Source organism: Streptomyces pseudogriseolus, assembly GCA_002154585.1.
GTDB classification, from domain to species: domain Bacteria; phylum Actinomycetota; class Actinomycetes; order Streptomycetales; family Streptomycetaceae; genus Streptomyces; species Streptomyces pseudogriseolus.
In genome coordinates this window covers 1-4,484 of sequence record MUNG01000654.1, presented here as the reverse complement: position 1 = coordinate 4,484, position 4,484 = coordinate 1, and the positions used below count along the sequence as shown (strand labels likewise).

The 4,484-nt window shown below is 74.8% G+C and carries 3 protein-coding genes; all 3 read right to left on the bottom strand.

Features of this window, described 5'->3' with window-relative positions:
- Positions 1–120: 120 nt before the first annotated feature.
- Positions 121–1,296 (bottom strand): SUKH-4 family immunity protein, encoded by a 1,176-nt coding sequence (locus CCN29_RS33795; protein WP_086686282.1) that lies wholly within the window; start codon positions 1,294–1,296, stop codon positions 121–123.
- A gap of 239 nt (positions 1,297–1,535) precedes the next feature.
- Entirely contained in the window at positions 1,536–3,842 is a 2,307-nt protein-coding gene (locus CCN29_RS33790) for a xanthine dehydrogenase family protein molybdopterin-binding subunit (protein WP_086686280.1), read from the bottom strand.
- A partial coding sequence (locus tag CCN29_RS33785; RefSeq protein ID WP_143661463.1) for a (2Fe-2S)-binding protein occupies positions 3,839–4,484 on the bottom strand: 646 nt, incomplete at its 5' end. The genes CCN29_RS33790 and CCN29_RS33785, both read right to left, overlap by 4 nt.

Sequence of the window (4,484 nt, the reverse complement as noted above, 5' to 3'; positions counted from 1 at the left end):
GGGCTCGCCTGCGCTGCATCCCTCAGCAAGCTCCGCTCGCGGGGAGTTACGCGGGTTCAATTCCCGCCACGGCCTCCGATGGGGCGGGCGTTCTGCGGAACGTCCGCCCTTTCGCGCGGGTCAGAGAACCCCGCCCGCCTCGTCCTGGAACAGGCACGTCCAGTAGTGCCAGTCCGTGTCCGACCCCGTGCCCGTGGGGTCGACCGAGGCGAGGACCTGGATCATCGTGAGGGCGAGCTGGTCGTAGGCGTCGCTCGTGAGCGCGTGGCCGGAGGCCTCGTCGAGGGAGCGCTCGCGGTGCAGGAGCCACAGCGTGAAGGCCAGCGTGGAGATGTCGGTGTTCAGCGGGCGGAGCGCCCCGTCCCCCTCGCTCCAGCTGAGCACCGCTCCGGTCGCCCCGTCGACGACCAGGCAGTGGTCGTCGATCAGGTGGCCGACGCGTATCAGGCGGTCGGCGTGGGCCGGGAGGTGGCCCGGCGGGAAGCCGCCCCCGCAGTCGTCGGCCGCGTACTCCGTGAGCGTGCGCAGCGGCTGGTCGGTGTCCAGGGAGAACAGGAAGCCGTCCTCGGGCAGGCCCGTCTCGCGCAGGAAGCGGCGGGTCGGCTCGTGCGTGAGCGTCGCGGGGAAGTCGACGTCCTCGAAGCGGACCACGCCGCGCCGGCCGAACTCCTCGTCGAGCAGGCGGAGGGGGAGGTCCAGGGCGAGACCGGAGGCCGTGCCGGGGCCGGCGACCAGGGCGAGGGGGCGGATCAGCGCGGCCATCCGCCAGAACGGCGCGGGCTCGCCGTCCGCGCCCTCCTCGAACACCTCGAGCAGCTGCCGCGAGGCCTCGGCGACCGCCTTGGTGCCGTACCGGCCGGCGTAGGCGGCGAACTGGCCGCGCAGTCCAGCCAGTTCGTCCGTGGCCGCGGCGAAGCGGACGAACGTCGGCAGGGACGGGGCGAGCGGACGGCAGTTCATGAGGTCGGGCCGGTCCTGGACGTACGCGCTGGAGACCTCGCCGGTCGCGCCGTCGAGCAGCACCGACTCCGGCTCCAGGCCCGCCGGGACGGCGAACGCGCCGATGACGAGCTGGTCGCGCAGGGCGGGCGGCAGCCGGTCGGCCGCGCCGGTCGCCTCGGCGACCGTGTGCGGGCCGCCCGGGCGGGTCAGCCCGGTGAAGCGGAACAGGCCGTTCTCGCACGGCAGTCCGGGTCCGGTCAGCCAGCGCCGCGTCGAGGCGTGCGTGATCCGGGGACCGAGGTCGTCCTCGGTGAGTGTGATCGCGCTCGCGACAACGGTGTCGGTCGTGCTCATGATTCCCCCGCGATACGTGTGCTCGGTCCCGGGCCCGCGAACGTTCCGCCCCGGGCAGGACGGCCCGCGCCCTGCCGGGCCCACGGCCGTCCCCCACTGCTCAGAAGAGTACGCGGCACCACTGACAACGCCTCAGAACCGCGAAGGCGCGGCCTGCGCCCTGTCCTACAAGACGCTCGAGAGGCCCTTCGCGTTGCCCAGGATCGCCCAGGAGACGGCGATCACGCCGTGCATCGCGCTCAGCTGCCGGTCACCACGGCGGCCTGCGGGCGGATCGGCAGCCGGTTCACGGGCCTGCCGGTCGCGGCGCGCACGGCGGAGGCGATGGCGGCCGGCGAGGTCACCACGGGCACCGCGCTGACCGCCTTCGCGCCGAACGGCGCGACCACGTCCCGCTCCTCCACCAGCTTCACGATCCGGATGTCGGGCGCGTCCAGCGCCGTCGGCAGGGCGTACCCGGTGAGGTCGGGGTGGCGGATCAGACCGCGCGGGGTGCGCAGGTTCTCGGTGAGCGCGGCGCCGAGGCCCTGGGTGACGCCCGCCTCGATCCGCGCGGCGAGCTGCGCCGGGTTGAGCACCCGGCCCACGTCCTGCGCGACGGCCAGCTCCACGACCCGGACGGAGCCCAGCTCGATGTCGACGTCCACGACCGCGCGGATCGCGCAGAAGGCCATGCCGACGAAGGCGTCGCCCTGCCCCGCCTCGTCCAGCGGCTCGGTGGGGTGCGGCCGGCACTGCGCGGTCGCCCACAGCTCCTTGCCGTCCATCGCCTCGGTGACGGTGGTGGACAGCACGCCGTCGTACGAGGTGATCTTGCCGTCGGTGATCTGGAGCAGCTCGGTGGACATGCCGAACTTGTGCGCGAGCGGCTGGAGGAGCTGGGTGCGGACCATCTTGGCCGCGCGCTCCACGGCCCCGCCCGACACCCAGGTGTGGCGGCCGCGGCAGCCCGCGCCCGCCGGCGGCTGGTCGGTGTCGACGGGCACCACGTGCACCTCGTCGATGCCGAGGGTCTCCTGGACGATCTGCCGGGCCAGCGTGGAGAAGCCCTGCCCGGTCTCGACGGCCGCGCACAGCACGGTCGCCACGCCGTTCTGCACGCGCACGGTGGCCGTGGACACCTCGTCGGCGCCCTCGGCGCCCAGCATGTGCACCATGCCCAGGCCGTAGCCCACGCCCCGCCGCACCGCGCCCGGCTCGCCCGCGCCCTCGGGGCCGCCGGGCAGCAGCCACTCGTCCTCGGGGGTGTCCTTGGGCAGCGGCGGCAGCGGGAAGTCCCGTACGGCTTCCAGCAGTTCGGCGACCGGGGCGGGGCAGGTGACGGTCTGGCCGGTGGGCAGCACGTCGCCGGTGGCCATCACGTTCCGCATGCGCACCTCGGCCGGGTCCAGGCCGAGCTTCTTGGCGAGTTTGTCCATCTGTGCCTCGTACGCGGCGCACACCTGCATCGCGCCCTCGCCGCGCACATGACCGGAGGGCGGGTTGTTGGTGCGCACCGCCCAGCCCTCGATGAAGGCGTGGGGCACGACGTACGGGCCGCAGGCGAAGGCGACGGCGGCGGCCAGGGCGTCGGAGGAGGTGCCGGCGTAGGCGCCCGCGTCGAGCAGGATCTGCGCCTCGACCTTGACCAGCTTGCCCTCGGCGTCGGCGTGGTGGCGGTAGCGCAGCAGGGTGGGGTGGCGGTGGGTGTGGCCGAGGAAGGACTCCTCGCGCGTGGCGGCGAGCTTCACCGGGCAGCCGGTCTTCAGCGCGAGCAGCCCGAGGGGCAGCTGGAAGCTCTGGTCCTCGCGGTCGGCGGTGGCGCCGGGCACACCGGTGACGACGATCTTGACCTGGTCCTGCTGGAGGCCGAACGCGGCGGCGGCGGTGTCCCGGTCGCCGTGCGGGTCGGTGGACGCCAGGTACAGCTCGACGCCGCCGTCCGGGCGGGGCACGGCGAGTCCGGCCTCGGCCCCTATGGGGGCGGGGTCCTGGCGGCCGATGCGGTACAGCCCCTCGACGACGACCTCGCCGACCGCGTCCGCGTCACCGTGGCGCAGCGGGATGTGCCGGATCAGGTTGCCGTCGGGGTGCAGCGGCTCGGCCTCGAACGCCTGCTCCGGGTCGGTCACCGGGTCGAGCACCTCGTACTCGACGATGACCGCGGCGGCGGCCATGCGCGCGGTGTCCGGGTGGTCGGCGGCGACGGCGGCCAGCGGCTCGCCGTGGTGGCGTACGACCTCGGAGGCGAAGACCGGGCGGTCGGCCGTGCCGCGGCCGAGCACCGGGGTGCCGGGGACGTCCTCGTGGGTGACGACCGCGCGGACGCCGGGCATCTCGCGCGCGTGCGTGGTGTCGATGGACTTGATGCGCGCGTGCGGGTGCGGGGAGCGCAGCACGGCGGCCCACAGCAGGCCCTCGGCCCACAGGTCGGCGGCGTACGGGAAGGTGCCCTCGGTCTTGGCGCGCGCGTCGGCGGCCGGGAGGGAGGCGCCGAGCCCGCGCGGGAGGGCCTCCTCCTCGGCAGCCGCCTCGGCGGTCTGCACGGTGGCTGCCTCGTTGCTCACGCCTGGCCTCCGTCCTGGCCGTAGGGCTGGTCCTGCGGTACGACGCCGAACGCGGAGGGGTTGACCCCGCCGGCGCCGGGGCCCGCCTGGTGCGGGATGCGGGCGGTGCCGTCGCCGTCGTCCGCCTCGGCCTCGGCGTGCGCCTCGCGTTCGGCGACGACCTCCTGCACGGCGTTCACCACGCCCCGGTAGCCGGAGCAGCGGCACAGGTTGCCGCACAGGGCCTGGCGGGTCTCCAGCTCGGTCGGGGCCGGGTTGCCCTCCAGCAGGTCGTGCACGGTCATCGCCATGCCGGGCACGCAGAAGCCGCACTGCACGGCGCCGCAGCGGGCGAGGGCGCGCTGCACGTCCGAGGGGCGGCCGTCCTGGGCCAGTCCCTCGACGGTGCGCACCTCGCTGCCGGCCGCGGTGACGGCGGGGACCAGGCAGGACGCGACGAGCCGGCCGTCCACCTGCACGTTGCACGCGCCGCACTCGCCCTGCGAGCAGCCGTCCTTGGCGCCGGCCAGGCCGAGCCGCTCGCGCAGCACGTAGAGCAGCGACTCGCCGATCCACGCGTCGGTGACGGGCCGGTCGGTGCCGTTGACGCGGAGCACGTAGGAGGCGAGGGGGTGGTCCTCGTGGGGGGCGACGAGGACGGCC

Excerpts from the sequence above, each read along its gene's own strand:
- CCN29_RS33795 (WP_086686282.1), bottom strand. The coding sequence starts at position 1,296 with ATGAGCACGACCGACACCGTTGTCGCGAGCGCGATCACACTCACCGAG.